10 protein-coding genes are annotated in these 18,867 nt (G+C 56.5%); 7 read left to right on the forward strand and 3 right to left on the reverse strand.

All coding sequences use genetic code 11. The features are described 5' to 3' along the window. Nucleotide 1 precedes the first annotated feature (1 nt). Both AC2FIS_RS08480 and AC2FIS_RS08485 read right to left on the reverse strand, forming a co-directional pair. Nucleotides 2–1,051, reverse strand: a complete 1,050-nt coding sequence (locus AC2FIS_RS08480; RefSeq protein ID WP_496772837.1) for an ABC transporter ATP-binding protein — start codon at nucleotides 1,049–1,051, stop codon at nucleotides 2–4. A gap of 82 nt (nucleotides 1,052–1,133) precedes the next feature. After that, on the reverse strand, nucleotides 1,134–2,873 hold the full coding sequence (locus AC2FIS_RS08485) for an ABC transporter substrate-binding protein (RefSeq protein WP_282152092.1): 1,740 nt from the start codon (nucleotides 2,871–2,873) through the stop codon (nucleotides 1,134–1,136). Between the two features lie 558 nt (nucleotides 2,874–3,431). Between AC2FIS_RS08485 and AC2FIS_RS08490 the strand changes: the two genes are divergently transcribed. The 3 genes from AC2FIS_RS08490 (at nucleotide 3,432) to AC2FIS_RS08500 (ending at nucleotide 8,399) form a co-directional block, all read left to right on the forward strand. Further along, nucleotides 3,432–4,700: an aminotransferase class V-fold PLP-dependent enzyme gene (locus tag AC2FIS_RS08490; protein WP_496772838.1), complete on the forward strand. Its 1,269-nt coding sequence runs from the start codon at nucleotides 3,432–3,434 to the stop codon at nucleotides 4,698–4,700. Between the two features lie 688 nt (nucleotides 4,701–5,388). After that, nucleotides 5,389–7,086 carry a type I secretion system permease/ATPase gene (locus AC2FIS_RS08495; RefSeq protein ID WP_496772916.1) on the forward strand — a complete coding sequence of 566 codons (1,698 nt, stop codon included), beginning with the start codon at nucleotides 5,389–5,391 and terminating at the stop codon, nucleotides 7,084–7,086. Then, entirely contained in the window at nucleotides 7,086–8,399 is a 1,314-nt protein-coding gene (locus AC2FIS_RS08500; protein WP_496772840.1) for an HlyD family type I secretion periplasmic adaptor subunit, read from the forward strand. Before AC2FIS_RS08495 ends, AC2FIS_RS08500 begins: the two co-directional genes overlap by 1 nt. A gap of 13 nt (nucleotides 8,400–8,412) precedes the next feature. On the opposite strand, the gene AC2FIS_RS08505 is transcribed toward AC2FIS_RS08500, so the two are convergent. Next, nucleotides 8,413–10,464, reverse strand: a complete 2,052-nt coding sequence (locus AC2FIS_RS08505; RefSeq protein WP_496772841.1) for a dockerin type I domain-containing protein — start codon at nucleotides 10,462–10,464, stop codon at nucleotides 8,413–8,415. A 132-nt stretch (nucleotides 10,465–10,596) separates the two neighbouring features. Here AC2FIS_RS08505 and AC2FIS_RS08510 point away from each other — a divergent pair, with 132 nt between their 5' ends. From AC2FIS_RS08510 to AC2FIS_RS08525, 4 genes are read left to right on the forward strand one after another with little or no spacing between them, the layout of a single operon-like run. Continuing rightward, nucleotides 10,597–14,502, forward strand: coding sequence for an Ig-like domain-containing protein (locus AC2FIS_RS08510; RefSeq protein ID WP_496772842.1), 3,906 nt, complete (start codon nucleotides 10,597–10,599; stop codon nucleotides 14,500–14,502). A 60-nt stretch (nucleotides 14,503–14,562) separates the two neighbouring features. Further along, complete coding sequence (locus AC2FIS_RS08515) at nucleotides 14,563–15,369, forward strand: SapC family protein (protein WP_496772843.1); 807 nt, start codon at nucleotides 14,563–14,565, stop codon at nucleotides 15,367–15,369. A 2-nt stretch (nucleotides 15,370–15,371) separates the two neighbouring features. Next, the gene (locus tag AC2FIS_RS08520; RefSeq protein ID WP_496772845.1) at nucleotides 15,372–16,727 is read left to right on the forward strand and encodes a TolC family protein; all 1,356 of its coding nucleotides are present in this window, start codon (nucleotides 15,372–15,374) and stop codon (nucleotides 16,725–16,727) included. Beyond that, entirely contained in the window at nucleotides 16,715–18,862 is a 2,148-nt protein-coding gene (locus AC2FIS_RS08525; protein ID WP_496772846.1) for a type I secretion system permease/ATPase, read from the forward strand. The genes AC2FIS_RS08520 and AC2FIS_RS08525 overlap by 13 nt, the downstream gene beginning before the upstream one ends. Nucleotides 18,863–18,867 lie beyond the last annotated feature (5 nt).

Below are 18,867 nucleotides of genomic sequence, written 5' to 3' on the forward strand. Positions count from 1 at the left end.
GTCAGGCCACCCTTTTGCCGTCTTGGCCGAAATACCGGCAATGGGCCGGGTTCATATAAAATCGGTGATCTTCGTCCACCCGATAAGGGTGCACGCCTGCCGCCAAAGAGACCCAAGCATCATCCCCGTGCTGGAAGTGCGCGCTGGAATCCGAACCCGATAGCTCTGTGACAATCACACGACCTGTCAGTTCCACATCGGCATCCGAGGTGCGGGTGGGAGTCACTCGGTGCGGTCGTACTGCAACTATGTACTCGCCGTCCGCCAAATCCGAAACCGCCCAGCCGCCGCCGCCCGCAAGCTGTGCCTGCGTAGCTGACACGGTGACGCGGGCCACATTGATCGGCGGGTCTGAGAACACGCGCGCAGCGGCAATATTCTCAGGGTTGCGATAGATATCAGCAGTCGGGCCGAATTGCGTAACGCGACCGTCTTCCATAAGGGCGGTATATCCACCCAAAAGCAGCGCCTCTTCGGGTTCCGAGGTGGCGTAAACCACCACCGCCCCACGACCGGCAAACAGGTCAGGTAGCTGCTCACGCAGTTCTTCGCGCAGCTTGTAATCCAGGTTGGCCAACGGTTCATCGAGGAACACGGCTCGGCTTTCTTTTGCGATGGCACGGGCCAGCGCGGTACGTTGCTGTTGGCCGCCTGACAACTCATGCGGTCGGCGATGCAACATAGGGCGCAGCTGCAGCAAGTCGGCGGCCTCTTCCACGCGCCCTTCAATCTCGGATTTCGCCATCCCAGCCACACGCAACGGCGAGGCGATGTTGTCAAAGACAGTCATATGCGGATAGTTCACGAAGAACTGGTGCACGAGGCTGATCTGTCGCTTTTGCGTGTTCAGCCTTGTGACGTCCTGCCCGTCCATCAGCACCTTGCCCGAGGCGATCGGGTCCAGCCCGGCCATCATCTTGATCAGAGAGGTTTTGCCGGATCCCGTCGCGCCCAGCAGCACATTGAAATGGCCGGTTTGCAGCGTCAGGGTCGTAGGCTTGATATGGATAACGTTGCCGACGCGTTTGGTGGCATCTTGTAGTTCGATCATGTCCGTGGGTTCCGGTTCTTCAGTGCGTCGCACTGGTCTTGAGGTGGGGATGCCTGAAACGGCATCCCCGGGTTTCAATGGCTTACTGAGACTGCCAGCGCTGAACCAGTTCGTCGTAGTTGACGGTCTGGCCCTGCGGCTTTTCGTTCTCAAGCTTGGCTTTGGGCGAGCCTGCTTTTTCCAACCAGAACGACGCATCCTGCGGTTCGTTCAGGCGGGGACCACAGCCACCGTAGACACCAGCGCTTTCATCCGCGGCCTGCATACGGGCCATGGTGATGTCCATCTCTTCGGCCAGACGGTCCATCGCCTCTTGCGGGGTGAAGGCGCCCGAGTTCACGTCACCGATCTGCTGCCACCAGATCTGGGCCAGCTTCGGATAGTCCGGCACGTTGATGCCGGTGGGCGACCATGCCACACGGTCAGGTGAGCGGTAGAACTCGACCAGACCACCCAGCTTGGGTGCGCGCTCGGTGAACGACTCGTGATTGACCGAACTGTCGCGGATGAATGTCAGACCCACGTGGGACTTCTTCACGTCGACGGTCTTGGAGGTCACGAACTGGGCATAGAGCCAAGCCGCCTGAGCACGATCCGCAGGGGTCGACTTCAGGAAGGTCCAGGAACCCACGTCCTGATACCCGACCTTCTGGCCATCTTCCCAATATGGGCCGTGCGGGCTGGGCGCCATCCGCCAAAGCGGCGTGCCTTCGTCATCTACGGTGTTGTTGCCTTCGGACTTCGGCTTCACCATGTCGGCGGTAAAGGCTGTGTACCAGAAGATCTGCTGGGCCACGTTGCCTTGGCTGAGTGCAGGCAGCGACTGATAGAAGTCATAAGACGCAGCACCCGGAGGTGCATAGTTCCGCAGCCATTCATCCCACTTGCGGATCGCATAGACCGCAGCCGGACCGTTGGCCGCACCACCGCGTGATACGGAGGCACCAACGGGGTTACAGGTGCCCGCTTCCATGCGGATGCCCCATTCGTCGACGGGGATACCGTTTGGCTCGCCTTTATCACCTGCACCAGCCATCGACAACCATGCATCAGTCATACGCCAACCCAGGTCGGGCGCACGCTTGCCGTAATCCATGTGGCCATAGATCGTGGTGCCGTCGACTTCTTTCACGTCGTTGGTGAAGAAATCTGCGATGTCTTCGTAAGCTGACCAGTTGACCGGAACACCCAGATCATAGCCGTACTTCTCTTTGAACGCGGCTTTGTTGGCCTCATCATCAAACCAGTCCTTGCGGAACCAGTAGAGGTTCGCAAACTGCTGATCGGGCAGCTGATACAGCTTGCCGTCCGGACCGGTGGTGAACTGAATGCCCATGAAGTCATCCAGATCCAGCGTCGGCGAGGTCGTGCCTGCCCAGTCGCCACCCATCATGTCAGTCAGCGGATAAGCCAGTTGCAGACGCGAATGCGTGCCGATCAGGTCACTGTCATTGACATAGCCGTCATACAGGTTCCGGCCGGTTTGCAGTTGAGTCTGTACGGCCTGGACAACTTCGCCCTCACCAAGAATCTGGTGGTTGACCTTGATGCCCGTGATCTCTTCGAATGCCTTGGTCAGCACCTCGGATTCGTAGGAGTGGGTCGGAATGCCTTCGGACAGAACGTTGATTTCCATGCCATTGTAAGGCTGTGCAGCTTCGATGAACCATTGCATTTCCGCCATCTGTTCGTCTTTCGACAGGGTCGATGGCTGGAATTCGTCGTCGATCCAACGTTGTGCTGCGGCTTCGTCGGCCCAAACGGGACCGTGCCCCGCAATGACGGCAGCAGCCGCCACTGCGGAAAGTAGATGTCTCCGCATCTCTTTCCTCCCAAAAAATTATGGTTTTCCGGCGCAAACCGGATAGCAGACAGCATCAGCGATTTTCTGCGCACCTGTCAAACTAAATTTTTAGTAAATAGATCAATCCAGCATAACTATTTAATAATAATCAGTATTTCAAACAAGCTAACGTATCTACCAACGGCAGGAAAGGGTCCGACCATCGTAAAAAACACCCTGAGGGAAGATTGCTTAAGCTGACAAAAACCATTGTCGAGGATATGAAACCGTTCACTATATATATCCCGTGCTTCACCAAACCCTCGAGCCAATAGAAGACGCCATTCTCATCTGGATCTCCCGGTAATACGCGCGAAAACTTTTAGGAAAGAATAGCTCGATAGCGACACAAAACGACGGTGCAGCGCAATCATGTCGCGTTGTCGCTTGACAGGATGGCAGCATGCGGCCTGATCAATTCAATTCGCGGAATTTTCGATGACTCTGTCGACGGTTTTCGGAACAAAGTCTTATCGCGGCGACCAAGCTCCGCCGTACGATCGTGAACCGCGCTCTGACTATGCACAGGACAAATCTATGATCCAAGACAACCCTGCCCTCATCGACGCCATCCGCGACCGGTTCGCCCATGTCGGTACTTGCCCGTTTCAAGGCGAACGCATCTTTTTCGAGAATGCGGGCGGTGCACTGACATTGAAATCCGTCGCTGAAACCTCGGCTTTTTATGCAGCAATCCCGGACAATCCCGGGCGCATAAATCCGGCAGGTCAGGGAACCCAAGGCGTTATTAACAAGGCCAAAGACGACCTGGCCGTGTTCATGAACGCATCTTCCGGGCAGTTCTTCGCAGGTGAAAGCGGAACCGAGCTGCTGTTTCGCATGATCCGCACTGCGTGTCTGGTCGCCCCCAAAGGGTCAAAAGTGATAGGTTCATCCATCGAGCACCCGGCCACCCGAAGCGCAGCACACCGCTGGGCTGAAATCGCAGGGCTGGAGTATGTGAATGTGCCCCACGGCAACGACACCGGGTTGGTTACGGCCGATGACTATACCGCGCTGATGACGCCAGATGTCGCAGTGGCAACGATCCTGCATGCGTCGCCCGTGACCGGCATAGGCATGGACGTAGCTGCGATTTCCGCGGCGATCCGTTCTGTGGCACCGGATTGTTTGATCATCGTCGACGGCATTCAGCATGCGGCCCACGGGCAACTGGACCTGGATGGCTATAATGTCGATGGCTACGCGATCTCGCCCTATAAAGTGTTTTCGCGTCACGGATATGGCATCGCCTGGATTTCTGACAAACTCAGCGCTTTGCCGCATGACATGTTGATCGACGCACCCGCAACCGGGTGGGAGTTCGGGACCCGTGACGCGGGATCGTATGCAACCGTATCGGATGTAGTGGCGTATTTTGACTGGCTCGGTAGCGAAGTCTCGGATGAGACCGAACCGCGCAAACGGATCGAGGCTGCGGGTCGCGCCATTCACGCCTATGAAACCCACCTGACCAATACCGCCATCAACGGCACAGGCAATCTGCCGGGGCTGCGTGATATGGGTCACGTGACCATTCTGGCGGGTGCCGATAACCCGGCACGCGAAGGGCTGGTGTCAATCGTGGTCGAGAGGCATGCATCCGAAGACGTGGTCGAGATATTGAATCAACAGGGCATTCGCACCCATACGCGAAAGGCTGATCACTATTCCGGCAACGTTCTTACCCCGCTGGGTCTGTCGGATTGCATCCGCATTTCCTTCTGTCACTACAATACGGAACAGGAAATCGCCCGCCTGCTTGGGGCCATCAAGGTTTTAGGCGAAAACGGCCAAGCAGACTAGTGAACACATGCGAGTGCGCGGCCTTCTGCCGCGCGTCCGAGCGTCGTCAGAATCGCAGTAAAGGCACGACTAGCGTTAGCTCGATGATGGCCGTGGTGAACCCACCAAATGTCAGCGCAAACTTACATTCAGCTTTTGCCAGGCAACGATCCTTGTATCGCAATTCCGTGTCAGCCTGGCCCAAGGTTGAATTACAACGTCTGTAACATCGACATCACTAAGCGCGACTGCGCTTATTCCCACACTATTGCTTGTGATAACAATAGCGATTTGTTTCGGACGCGAAGTGCCTTTTTTAATGGGACATGCCCCCAAGTAATTGGTCGTACGAAACGGATCAAAAATCCTTTTGTTGCGGCCAGGTTTAAGCCAAGCGCGACTATGACTAACGCACAATTCAGAGCGCCTGAGATGTTTGCCGAGTGGACTCTGCCTTGATTGCGCTACTTAAAGCCCAAGAGAGTTTAAATTCAATCAACGCGCGAGTCAGAACCCACTAAGCCATACCCAATACGCCGAATACGAAGGCGGTCGGCGGCATATGGACAATCCGCAACGGCATGCATTTCCACTGTTGAGACATCAGTCTAGGATGCGCGCGAATGCTAGCCCATTCGAAGCCCGAGCAACAAAAACGAGAAGCCTCTTGAATATCGAGAACCGCATGGCCGCCCAGCCAAGACATGAAATGCAATCAGCGCGCAACCAGGGGATCACATTCCTGGCGCTGGCGTTTCTGTTCAGTATCTTCGTCAACTTGCTGATGCTGACCGGACCCTTGTTCATGTTGCAGGTCTATGATCGTGTACTTGGCTCCCGAGCGGTCGAGACTTTGGCAGCCCTGTTCCTGTTGGTCGCTCTATTGTACGGCCTTATGGCCATGCTCGATTTTGCGCGGGGTCGGATCGTGGCGCGTTTTGGCGCACGGTTTCAGTCGCAATTGGACGAACGCGTGTTTGACGCGACCCTGCGTCGATCGCTGCATCCGCGCGCCCGCGCTGCCCCGGCGACGGCATTACGCGATTTAGAGTCAATCCAAAACCTGTGTTCCTCTCCGGTTCTGCTGGCCGTGATGGACATCCCCTGGACGCCAATCTTTATTGCAGCAATATTTCTGTTCCATCCCCTTCTGGGCTGGCTGGCTGTTGGTGGCGGCTCGCTTTTAGTTGTGATCGCATTGCTGAACCAGATACTGACCCGTCGCAAAGTTGCTCTGGCTCAATCCGCGTCCGCAAAAGCCAACAGCTTTTCGGAACATGCCCGGCAAGCCGCCGAAGTCGTCCGCTCGCAAGGCATGCAACAGGACATCACGCGTAGATGGCAGCGACAACGCTCAAACGCCCTGCAGCAGACAATCGCCGCCAGTGACTGGACCGGCAGCTTTTCATCCGTGACCAAGTCGCTGCGGCTGTTTTTACAATCTGCAATGCTGGCACTTGGGGCATTGCTAGTGCTGCGCAATGAACTGACCCCCGGTGCGATGATCGCGGGCTCGATCCTGTTGGGCCGTGCTTTGGCTCCCGTCGAACAGGTTGTTGGGCAATGGGCTGTCGTTGAACGTGCCCGAACCGCATGGACCGCATTGAACCGGTTTCTGGATGCTACGCCGCCCGAAGCACAGCGCACCAAGCTGCCTGTGCCCCAGGCCCGGCTAACGGCCAAAAGTCTGACGGTTATCCCACCGGGCTCGGATACTCCAACTCTGCGCAACGTCTCATTGAACCTCGAACCCGGACGGGCGCTTGGTGTCATCGGAAAAAGTGGGTCAGGAAAATCAACGCTGGCCAAGGCGCTGTTGGGTATTTGGAAGCCTGCAGCGGGCGAAATCCGGTTGGGAGGTGCAACGCTGGATCAATATGATCCAACTGATCTGGGTCAGCATATCGGATACCTTCCGCAAGAGGTTACGTTGTTCAACGGAACTGTAGCGGAAAACATCGCGCGCATGTCCGAAGACCCAAATCCTGAAGCTGTTGTAGCAGCAGCCAAGAAAGCCAACGCGCATGAGCTGATTCTGACGCTGGAAAAAGGTTACGACACCATTCTGGAAGGCAATGACAGTCAGCTGTCGGGCGGTCAAAAACAGCGGATCGCATTGTCGCGCGCGCTGTACGGAGACCCCGTTTTGTTGATCTTGGACGAACCGAACTCGGCGCTGGATGCCGATGGAACCGAGGCGCTGAACGCCGCTGTTCGCGATCTTAAGGCCGCGGGAAAATCTACGATCATTATGACGCACCGTCCTCAAGCGATTTCGGAATGTGATGATCTTGCGGTTGTCGAACGAGGACAGGTGGTCAAATCCGGTCCTCGGGATGAGGTTCTGGGCGCAGTCGTACAAAACGCCGGATCGATCCAGCGCAACCTCAGTAAGGCAAGCAACTGATGCAGGACAAAACAAATAATCCGCGCCCGGTGTGGCGCATTACGATCCCTGCCCTGGTTGGTTTTGCAGCGCTCGGCATCCTTGTTGGTGGCTTGGGTGTTTGGGCCGTCAACACCCGTTTGGCCGGTGCCATTATCTCTCAGGGCATTATCGAGGTCGAAAGCAACCGTCAGGTGATTGAACACCCCGACGGCGGCGTTGTTGGTGAGATCTATGTGCGCGATGGCGATGCCGTAACCAGCGGCGAATTGCTGCTGCGGTTGGATGATACCTTTCTGTCGTCCGAGAAAACCATTGTCGAAGCCCAACTGTTTGAGCTGCTGGCGCGCAGGGCCCGTTTGGAAGTTGAGCGCGATGGCACAAATGCCGAAGCTCTGGCCACCCGGTTGGCTGAGATTCAGCAACATGAAAACATCGAACCTGATCTGATCGCCGGTCAGCAACGCCTGTTTGAGGCGCGATTGAATACATTGGACCAGCAAACTGAGCAACTGGGCAAACAGACCGTTCAAATCGAAAGTGAAATCGACGGTACCGAAGCGCAGCTTGTCTCGCTGCGGCGTCAGGTCGAATTGATCCAAACCGAACTGGACGATCAGCAAAGCTTGCTTCAGCGCGGCCTTACCCAGGCCAGCCGTGTTTCGGCCCTACAGCGTGAAGAGGCCAGCCTCACAGGGGATATCGGTCGGTTGGAGGCTGCCGCCGCGCGCCTAGGAGGCCAGATATCAGCGACCGAAATCTCGATCCTTGAGCTTGAAGCAACACGGCGAGAAGAAGCCATCACGACCCTGCGTGATATTCAGTCCCAGATTGCCGAATTGGCCGAGCGCCGTCTGTCGCTGGACACCCGCCTTTCGCGACTGGATATCCGCGCCCCAGTTTCGGGAACGGTTTACGGCAGTCAGGTCTTTGCCCTGCAGTCCGTGATCCAACCCGCGGAACCTATGATGTATCTGGTACCGCAGGATACGCCCTTGGTCGTCGCCGCGCGCGTCGATGCAATTCACGTGGACCAATTGCATGTTGGCCAGCCCGTTTTGTTGCGGTTTCCCGCATTCAATCAGCGTGAAACGCCTGAAATTGACGGACAGGTTATGAATGTCTCGGCTGATACGTTTACCGACGAAAACACCGGCCAGACGTTCTATCGCGCCGAAGTCGTTCCACAAGACGGGCAAGTTGATCGTCTGAAAGGGCAGGAACTGCTGCCCGGTATGCCAGTGGAAACGTTGATCAAGACGGACGAACGTACGCCAATGTCTTATTTGGTCAAACCACTGGCAGATTACTTCAACCGGGCGTTCCGAGAGTGACCGCCCGGGCGCACTAAGGCGCTTCGAGGTTGCCCAGCAGGATCGAGGTCATGTCGGTGGCAATCACGCCATCCACAGCCACTACATTGGCCCCGGTATCATAAGAAACGTTGGCGCGCGTGATCCCTGAAAGGTCCGCGTCACTGTCGATGAAAACCCATTCCGGGGGAACCGCAGTCGGCTGTCCGACCGCCACTTGCAGAAGCGACAAAGCATCCAGCGCATTCACCGAACCATCCCGGTTGAAATCTGCTGCGATCAAATTCTCAGGCGAGGCTGGCCCCCATGTCGGGTCCAGTCCGACCGAAATTCGCAAAACCTGCAGCGCGTCCAATGCGTTGATGTCCTTGCTCGCGGTAGAATAGGTCTTGATGACGTCGAACTCGCCTTCAAAAGTGCCAGACGGTAAATTCAAATCGAACCGCCCATTGCTGTCTGCACGAGCACTGATTGTGGCTCCGCCATTTGGGGTGAAGCTGATTTCAGCGTCACTGAGGCTGGGGTTGGCGGTCTCTGAACTGATTGAGACATCCCCCAAAACCCCGTCGGAACTGCCCGGCTCAAGCCCCCCGAAATCGCCGAAATCGACAGGAATGTGATCGGGGCCGCCAAAACCCGCGCCAAATACCTGAGCACTGGTCAGCGGGCCACCAGAGGCGGAATTCACGTTTATCGTCTCATTGAGGTATTCAATCCGGGCACCCTGCGCCGTCACGGTAAAGGTCAACTGTCCGGGCGTTCTGAGAAGCGGATAGTCGAACATGTCCAACCTGTCGATACCAGCCTGAAAGTCCGTGATCGTGGTGGTTTCCGCTCCGTATTGCATGACAAAGATGTCGGCACCGGACCCGCCCGTCATTGTGGTCGCGGCCGAACCCGCAATCAATATGTCATCCCCGGCCCCACCAATAAGGGTCGTCGGAAGAATATTGCCGCTGAGCATATCGTTACTGGCGGTGCCGCTAACTGTTCCCAAGCCACTGCGCACGACACCCAGATCCGCAACATCCACCGTAAGTTGGGTCAGCCCCGCATCCTGTTGCGACGCGACCAGAATCTGCAGCTCATCACCGACCTGCGCGACGCTGAACGACTCCACATTCTGCAAACCGCTTTGGAGCGTATCGGCAAAACTGTCCAAATGCACCAATTGCCCACCGGGCGTCATGGCGAACAAGGTTATTCCATCATCGCCACCGCCCGCGACAACGAACACGTGCCCGTTGACCTCGACCACCGAAAGGTCCTGAACCGACTCGAACCGTGTGTGCAGCGAATCCAGAACGTGATCGGTTGGGATCAGACGGCCATCGGCAGCCAGTTCCATCACGCTGAGAGAGTTGCTTTCAGCCCCCGCGACCACCACCCAGGACTTGCCATATGCCTGTATCACTTCGACCGCCGTAGGCGTCGCGATTCCCAAAGTCGTCAGGGCCTCGCTGTTATCTACCCCTGTTATGGCTCCGGTTCCCCCATCAACCTGATAGGTCGAGACAGTGTTGCTGGCCCCGTCGGCCGCAATAACAAAGTTGTCTGCGCCGATGCTCAACGCCTGCATCGAATCAGATCGTGCCACGATCACGCCCGAGGACGTCAAAGTGCCGTCCCCGTTCACAGTATAGGTGACAATCCGCCCGGTATCTTCATGCGCCATCATCAGCAGATCGCCGGACCCGGTCGATAGTTTCACCAAGGCTGAAATGTCACCGCCGCCTGTCAATATCCCGGTTTCCCGCAAGGATCCAACGGTCCCATCCGGGTTCAAATCATACCCCACCAGCCCATTTGCGGTGTCGATATCCAAAACGAGCTGATCACCCCCACCAAACGAAATTGGTGTTCCGGTTCGACCCACCTGAAAGGTGATCGAACCACTGAAATATTCGGTATCAACCAGTTGCGGCACAGCGCCATCAACAAGATTCCAAACCGCAACACCGCCGCCGGGGCCGGTCAAACTGTATAGATACGTGGCCCCGTTAAGCGTTTTTAAAGCCGTATCACGGATACCTGAATCGAGCGCTGCGCTCCCTGTTGCAACCACGCTTTCGAACTGAAGCATCATACCAAATCACCCCACGCCAAACTTGGCAATGACTGCAGGATGATCCGATGCCCAGCCCGATACCAAAGCGGAATTGTGGTGAAAACGAGGAGTTCGGTTTCAGTTTAACACAATTTTTCCTGGTCCGACCGCATGAGTCACAAACGCGAAAGACTGATGAACAAATCCTGGCCCACCCAGGCGGACACAGACATCACATGTGAGGGTAAGATGACCAAAGAACATGATCCCAAAGCCAAAACTGCAGACCCCGGATCAGACAATGGTCGCAAGGACCACATTCGCCGGTGGATTGATGGCAAAATGCGACGCTGGGTTGGGCGCGGTATTGCCGGGGGGCTTGGTTCGACGCTCATGGCGCTACCCGCCTTGGCGCAGGCAACGATAGAAGAGCTTTACGCCTATCAGTTTGCAGAAACGATTCCCGGCGTTCAGTCAGTGAAGCTGCTGAAAAACGGGGATGTTCTGCTGAAGATGATTGATGGCAGTTCGATGATTGTCGCCGCTGAGAACGTTCAGGTTCTGGACAGTGGCGCAATCATGATCGCCGAAAATGCCGTGAGTGAAATTGCGCAATTCAGTCTGGCTGCCGAAGCAGGTGGTGCCGCTGCGGCGGGCGGTGGCATTAGTGGCGTCGGGGCTGCATTGGGCGGATTGGGCCTGGCTGGCGCCGCCGCGGCGGGGGCCGGCGGCGGCGGTGGAGACGATGGTGACTTTCAACCCGCGCCGCCTGCACCGCCTCAGGTTTTGAACCTCGCGCAAGCGCAATCCACTGCGCTCAGCAGCACAGAGGCCAATATCAAGGTCCCGGATGGAACCGAAACGGTGGAACTTACGATCGGGTCTTTGGTCAAGTCCGTGCCACTCAATCCCGATGGAAGTTGGAGCATTTCACTGACAGCCGTCGAAGCGGCCAGTCTGCCACAAGGTGTTCAGAACGTCACGGTTCGCCACCTGGGCAGCGGCGGGCAAGAACTTTCGGCCGAAACCATATCCTACAACATCGACACAATCCCCCCTACTTTGACAATTTCCGGTTTGTCGGACGGTGCGGTCATAAATGCGGCAGAGAGTGCAACGGATCTGACCATCTCCGGGACGACAAACGCGGAAAACGGTCAGACCGTGACGGTTACTCTGAACGGCGGAACATACTCTAGTACTGTGACCGACGGTCAATGGGCCGTCACTGTTCCTGCCAGCGATCTTGCCGCGTTGCCGGATGGCGAAACCATCGTGTTGAACGCAGATGTTTCAGATATGGCGGGGAACCCGGCAGCACAGATCAGTGACAGCATTGAGACAGACTTTACGGCGCCGACTGTTACCTTGGATCCTCTCCCCGTCGACAAAATCGAATTGGTTGACGTTCAGAACGATATGGCGCTGAGCGGATCGACAACCGCAGCTGATGGCCGGACAGTTATGGTCGAATTCGGCGGGCAGACCTATTTGACAACCGTCTCCGACGGTAGTTGGAGCGTCACTGTTCCATCCGCTGATCTTGCAAATCTGCCCTCAGGTACTCCGGTGTCGGTAACGGTCGTTGTCAGCGATGAAGCAGGAAACACTTCGGTTCCGGCAACAGCCTCGGTTCCGGTGGATCTGACTGGCCCCGCAATTTCCATATCGCCGCTATCGGTTGGGTCCGCTGTGAACGCGGCAGATGTCGGTTCGGATTTGATGGTTTCGGGAATTGCCGGGAACGTGGAAGACGGGCAGCAAGTAACAGTCATGCTGGACGGCCAGAGTTACACCGGCGCAGTATCCGGCAACAGCTGGTCAGTGACTATCCCAGCGGCCGATCTAGGAGCATTGGCAGATGGGGGCGCGTTCACCATCACCGCAGATGTATCCAATGCGGACGGCTTCACAGCCAGTCAGGCGAGTGCACCCGTATCCAAGGACGTCACTGCCCCGACCCTGACCATCGACGGATTCTCTGATGGTGCCGTCCTGAATGCCGCTGAGCGTGATACGGACCTGACAATCACCGGGTCAACTAATGCAGAGGACGGGCAGACCGTAACCGTATCGTTAAACAGTCAGGACTATACGGGCACCGTCTCTGGCGGAGTCTGGAGCGCGACTGTGCCCGCAGCAGATTTGGCGGCACTGTCCGATGGCGCAACAATCCCGGTAACTGCAGACGTGATAGATGCAGCCGGAAACCCGGCACTGCAGGCAACCGGCAGCTTTGACACTGACTTCTCACCTCATGCCATCACCATCACCAATTTGTCCGACGGCCCGGTCATGAACTTGGCGGAACGCGGCACGGATCTGACGGTCTCAGGCACATCGGATGCCCCGGACGGCACCACCATCACCGTAGAAATCGTCAGGGCAGATGGCACTGTAGACCTGAGCAATACCACTACGGTCAGTGGCGGCACCTGGACGTTGGTTTCGCCGGCGGCCGGCTTAAATGCCCTGCAAGACGACGAAATTTACAGTGTGAATGCGACGGTTTCAGACACGGCTGGTAACAACGCGAGCGCGAGTGATGGATTTAGAACAGACTTCACAGCACCAACCGTGACGATCAACCCTCTGGCTGTCGGATCGGTTCTGGACGTCTCCGAAAGGGGTAGCGATCTGTCCATTTCCGGGGCGACATCGGCGGAAGAAGGGCAAATAGTCACCGTCATGCTGGATGGTCAACCATATACCGGTGTCGCCACTGGTGGCACTTGGTCGGTCACTGTACCTGCAGCGGATCTTTCCGGGTTGGCGGACAGTACAAATTTCCCCGTTTCGGCAACGGTCAGTGACCAGGCCGGCAACAGCGCCAGCCCGGCGACCACAACGCTCGCTACGGATTTCCGACCGCTGTTAGATCTGAATTCTGTAGGGACGAACAGCTCAGTTTCACTCGGCGACGCGCAGAATTCCGGTGTTGTTGTGTCTGGAACATCCGTTGGCCTCACCGCTGGCCAAGCGGTGAACGTAACACTCAACAGTAACTCGGTCGGCACCGCCACTGTCGCAGCCGATGGCACCTGGTCGCTTACGGTTCCAGCGTCGGATTTTACAGGGATTTCAGCAGGTGATGATCTGAACTTTCAGGCTCAGGCCACGGTTTCAGGCGGTCCTGATCCGTTACCGGCAACTGGTGAGGCAACGGCGCATGTACCTGGCGCATATGTCATTGCAGAAGCGGGTCGGAGCGGTTCGACGGTCACGTACCAAATCTTCGCAGACGCTGACCGCGACGTTTCCAGCGGGCTAGCGATGACGATTGAGTTGGGATTTGATCCGTCAGTTGTGACATTCGACGCAGGATCCGATGTTGGGAATGGGGCTTTCGGTCTGTATCTGTCCAACCCAGTTGGGGGCTCTGTGGTCAACTTTGCGGGTGTCGCGACCAGCTTTACGGATCTGAACCAACCTCTGGTGACATTCACCATGACCGTTCAGGACCCCAGCAAACAGGTTGAATTTTCGCTTACCACCCCGGATGGGGGTCCGACGACCGTCATAATTGGCACTGATGGAAATGACACTCTGGTTGCCAGCGATGTGGACAGCTTTGTTCGTGGTCAGGACGGCGACGACGCCATCAATGTCTCGGACGCGGGTCGAGACGTAGTTGTGTTCGAAGCCGCCCCAGAGGCCAACGGTGTGGACACGATCACCGGCTTCTCACTCGGCGCGGCAGCGGATGTGGCAGATGCGTTGATGTTCAGTGGCCTCGATCACTCTACCTTGCGCGGCGATGGCACGGACGTTGAGACATTAAATGTAGGCAGCGCGGTTGGTGCAAACACGGGCGTCATCGGCTTGACCACAGTTCTGGCCGACCTGTCGACCAATACAATTGAAACTGCCGTCGAAAGTTTGACGGGACTTCAAGCCGGGGACGAGATCTACGTACTCGCGACAGATGGAGACGACAGCGTTCTGGTCCGGGTAGACTATTCATCCCCGACTGCAGCCACCGTTGGAACCATGGCGCATTTTTCGGGGTTGGACGACCTTAGCGGATTGAACGCGGACAACATCCTGATCGCCGACCCTACCGGAGCAACGGCTTGATCAAAACACGGACTGCCGGCTTTTCAACTGGCAGCCACTCCATACACCAAAGGATCAAACATGGCAGAGAACGGCCTGTTTCCAGTCACATATGAGCGGCACGGTGACAAATACTGGAAGCGTTTTTCATCTTACCACTTTGCGGAAACCCAGCAGACTTGCCCGATTGTCGAGAAAGAAATTCTGCTCGTCGCGGCCACGTACCCGGTAATGTTTCGCGAAACCGGGGGGGAAATTGAACTTGTAGCGCTAATGTCATTGAACCCGGACGCGCCAACCCCTTTTGTGTCCGACGAAGGCCGATGGTTGGCCACCTACATTCCGTCCGCATTGCGGTGTCCGCCATTTCAAGCGGGTTTGCCGAGTAAAACGGGTTGTGATCCGCAACTTCTGGTCGATGAATCTTCCGGTCTGGTCACCGATACTCCGGAGGACGAACCGTTCTTTACCGACGCTGGTGAGTTGACCGCTGAACTTTCAAACGTCCTCAGATTTATCCAAGCACGAGAGAGCTCGGCCAAGGACATTCGGTCCGTGTGTAACGTCATTCAAGGGATGGGTCTTTTCGAACAAACGGTAAGCTACGATAACGTCGCGCTGCCGGCAGGGTATCTGGCCCTGGATGTCCGACGCCTTAAGGCTCTTTCGCAGACAGAAAAGCTTGCATTGTTCGATGTCGGCGCAATTCAGTTGCTACACGCCCACCAAGTATCACTTTCACACATTTATTGGCTGTCGCAGGCACAGGAGCAGCTGGCGAAGCCAAAACTTCAAAAGCAATATACCGAAAATTCAGACATTTCGCGTTTCCTTACCGCCATGGCACACGCGCATAATGACGAACTTTTAGTGACTGGTGAGGTGTGAATATGCCTCTGATCTGCTGCAACTCTGGCTTAAAGTATCTTGTCTACCTGTGTATTCCTTTAATGGCGGCCTGCGCACCCCCGCCCGACCTTACGGGCGTAGAGGTTTCACTGTCAGTAGGTTCTGTTGGAACTGGCGCGCAGCCCCCCATTCCACGCCTGACGCAAAGCGAATTTGGTCAACGGGTGCGGGCGGCTGTCGAAACCAACCCAAACCTCGCGCAAAGCGCGACACGACTGGAAATCGCAGACGCTAACGAAAATGCGGCCAAGGGTGCTTTCCTTCCTCGCGTATCAATGGGCATCAATGCGCGATCACAGCGTGTGAATTCGGATATTGCAGACTTCACCCCGTATCTGCGCGTTTCGCAACTCGTCTATGACGGAGGTGCTGCGTCGGGCGAACTGGCTGCGGCTCAGGCTCGCGTCCTCGAAAGCCGGGGCGGTCAGTTGCAAACCGCAGCGGCGCTGGCCCTTGCCGCGATCGAAGCGTATGTTGTGGTCCTTGATCGGCGCAAAATCCTGGAAATCTCGGCCCAGAACGTTGAGGTGCACGCCGAGATCGTGCGCCAGATCACTGAACGCAGCGCGCAGGGCGTGGGGTCAAGTGCCGACGTTTTGACTGCGCGCTCGCGTATGGCAGACGCGCGTACGCAGCTTGCCGATGCAGAAGCTCGGACAGACAGGGCAGAGGCACAGTACCAGGAAGTATTCGGGCGACTTCCAGGGGCACTTACGGCTCCGATCGCGGCGCCCAAGCTGACCAGAACGGATTCGGAAATCGTTTTGGACAGCCCACAAGTACGACGCGCGAATGCCGCCTTGGTCGTCGCAAAGGCCGAGCAAACCGCAGCCATTGCGCGACGGCAGCCAGGTGTAGAGATCGCGGCTTTTGCAGACCGCGATGACAGCAATGACGCCAATTTCGGTGTCGACCTGTCCGTTAACTATGAACTGGACAGCACCGGTCAACGTAAAGCCGCTATAGCTGCTGCCCAAGCTCAGGTAAAAGAGGCCGAATTCGCCCGCGAGACGTTAATTCGAGAAATCCGCCGCGAGTTAGAGTTCATCCGATCAGATCAGGACGCAGGTGCGGTTCGCCTGCAAGCTGCCCGTTTGGCTGCCCAGGCCAACGCCGAAAGCGTGGAAGCTGCACGGGCCCAATTCACCATCGGTCGACGCAGCCTGGTCGAGATACTGGATGCCCAGCGAGATTATGTGAACGCGCAGCAAAGGTTGATTTTGGCGGAACAAAGCTTCTTCCTCACAAACTACGCCGCCCTCAGTTTGACCGGGGACATCCTGGATTATCTCGGTATTTCAATTGCAAACACAGGTGACGATTCATGGCCGCGTTGAAACCTCTGACACCTAAGCAAGAGCTTTCTCCGTTGGAAACCTGCCTGCTGCACGTCGCCGCGCATCTTGATCGCTCACTCACGGTCGGGGCATTTCATGCTGCGCAATCCGGCACAACAGGCCATTTGACCCAGCGCGATGCAATTGAAGTGGCCCGCCATGCCGGGTTGCAGGCGGGATTTGGGTCGCGAAAACTTGCGGATTTCGATGACACACTGGTCCCAGCAATTTTTCTGTTGGAGGACGACAAAGCAGTTGTGTTTCACGGGCGTGCCAAGAGCGGTCTTCTTCTGATTTTCGACCCTGAGATGGGTGAAGGCATCGGAGAGGTTGAAGAATCAGTATTAGGGGAAAGCTACACCGGCTACGCACTTTTGTTTCGGCGCAGCCACAATGAGGAAACGCAGGGTCGAAACAAGTCCGCATCCGGGCATTGGTTTTGGTCGGCAATGTTGGCAAACCGCTGGTCCTATGCGCAAGTGGTGCTTGCCGCGGCGGTAGCAAATTTTCTGGGCCTTTCCACATCCGTTTTCATCATGGTCGTCTATGACAGGGTTCTTCCGAATGAGGCGATGGAATCCCTTATCGCACTAACCGCAGGGGTTGGTCTTGCCCTTGCTTTCGATTTCGCCCTCAAACTCTTGCGCGCCGGCTTTATTGATCGGGCCGGGCAAAAGGCCGACATGTTTATGGGGCGCCGAGTTTTTGAACAGGTTTTGAACATCAAAATGAAATCGCGGACCGGATCGATCGGTGCTATGGCCAGCACGATCCGCGAATTTGAAACTCTGCGCGAGTTTTTTACGTCGGCAACTCTGGTCGCCCTCGTGGACCTGCCCTTCATTGCCCTTTTTATTTTGGTCATTCACCTCGTTGGTGGACCCCTGGCGCTGATACCTGCCCTCGCCGTTCCGATTGTTTTGATTGCGGGCCTGGCAGTGCAACCAATGTTATCGCGTTTGGCCGAAAAAAGTTTTGCGGACGGCCAGTCAAAACAATCCGTTCTGGTCGAGACGGTTTCCGGTCTTGAAACCATCAAAACAACCGCAGCAGGCAGACAAATGCGGGCGCGCTGGGAAGATGCAATCGAGCGCCAATCCTCGCACGGAATCCGCAGCCGGACAGTTACCCAATTCGCATTGAATCTGACGGGCTTCACGCAACAGGCGGCGCAAGTCCTGATTGTTTTCTTCGGCGTATTCCTGATCACCGAAGGGCAGGCAAGTATGGGTGCGCTAATCGCGTCCGTAATGCTGACTGGACGCGCGCTGGCGCCACTGGGGCAGCTTGCCCAGACTCTCACACGTGTGAACCAGGCGCGCAGCGCGTATCGAAATCTGAACGCATTAATGCAGGCAGAAAATGAGCGGCCCGAAGGGCGCAACTGGATCAGTCGACCGCATGTTAGAGGCCGCATTTCATTCAAAGATGTGCATTTTGCCTATCCCGAACAAGCCGATGATGCCCTTTCAGGTGTCTCTTTCGACATAAACCCGGGTGAAAAAGTTGCCATTCTGGGCGCGATCGGATCTGGGAAAAGCACCATCGCGCGTTTGATGCTCGGTTTATTCGAGCCGAGGACCGGTTCGGTAATGCTGGATGGGGTCGATATCCGTCAGATTGACCCTGGCGACCTACGTCGCAATGTCGGTTCAGTTTTGCAGGACGTTTGGCTTTTTTCCGGCTCAATTCGCGAAAACATTGCCAGCGGCGCGATCCGGCCAAGGGATCAAGATTTGATCAGAGCGGGCCAGGTGGCCGGGGTTGGAGATTTTATCGCGCATTGCCCCAACGGCTATGACCAACAACTGGCAGAACGAGGCGAAGGAATATCGGGCGGCCAGCGTCAAGCCATCGCGCTTGCCCGCGCGTTGATTGGACGCCCACCAGTGTTGCTGTTGGATGAACCGACCAGTGCAATGGACGTGAAGACCGAAGCCGAAGTTATCAAGCGTCTGAAGCAAGAAACCAATGACGCCACAATGGTTATCGTCACACATCGGACCAGCCTGCTTGATCTGGTCGACAGGGTCATTGTGGTCGAACGCGGCCGGGTCGGCGCAGACGGTCCAAAAAGCATGCTGACCCAGCGCGCGCGCGCAACAGGGAGGCATCTGAATGTCGCGGCATCCTGACCTTG

It is taken from the genome of Ruegeria sp. CDSB113 (assembly GCF_059611045.1).